Consider the following 545-nt stretch of genomic DNA (forward strand, 5'->3'; position numbering starts at 1 on the left):
AGCACGGCTTCGATTTCGCCGGGTTCGATGCGGAAGCCGCGGATTTTGACTTGGTGGTCGGCGCGGCCGTGGTAGTGGAGTTGGCCGTTGTGCCAGTGGGCGAGGTCGCCGGAGCGGTACATGCGTTCGCCGGGTTGGCCGTGGGGGTTGGCGATGAAGCGGGAGGCGGTCAGGCCGGGGCGGTTGAGGTAGCCGCGGGCCAGGCCGGGGCCTGCGACGTAGATTTCGCCGATGACGCCGGGGGGTACGGGGTGCAGGTCGTCGTCGAGGAGGTAGACGCGCAGGTCGGGGATGGGGGTGCCGATGGTGTTGTCGTGGTGGAGGTGGGCGTGGGTGACGTGGACGGTGGTTTCGGTGATGCCGTACATGTTGATCAGTGCGGCGGGGTGGTTCCAGTTGTGGAGTTTGCGGATGTCGAGTGCTTCGCCGCCGAAGATGACGTAGCGCAGGTGCAGGCCGGTGGGTTGTTCGGCGGTGAGTTGGTAGAAGGCGGAGGGGGTCTGGTTGAGGACGGTGACCTTCTCGTCCCGCAGTAGTTGGGCGAA

General features: G+C 66.2%; 1 protein-coding gene. It reads right to left on the minus strand.

Going from position 1 to position 545, the window contains the following annotated elements; translation table 11 throughout:
• Positions 1–545 (minus strand): AMP-binding protein (locus tag IEZ00_RS36035; RefSeq protein ID WP_189227825.1); only part of this gene is annotated, 545 nt, incomplete at both ends.

Origin of the sequence: Saccharothrix coeruleofusca, from assembly GCF_014648515.1 — a bacterium.
Lineage (GTDB): Bacteria > Actinomycetota > Actinomycetes > Mycobacteriales > Pseudonocardiaceae > Actinosynnema > Actinosynnema coeruleofuscum.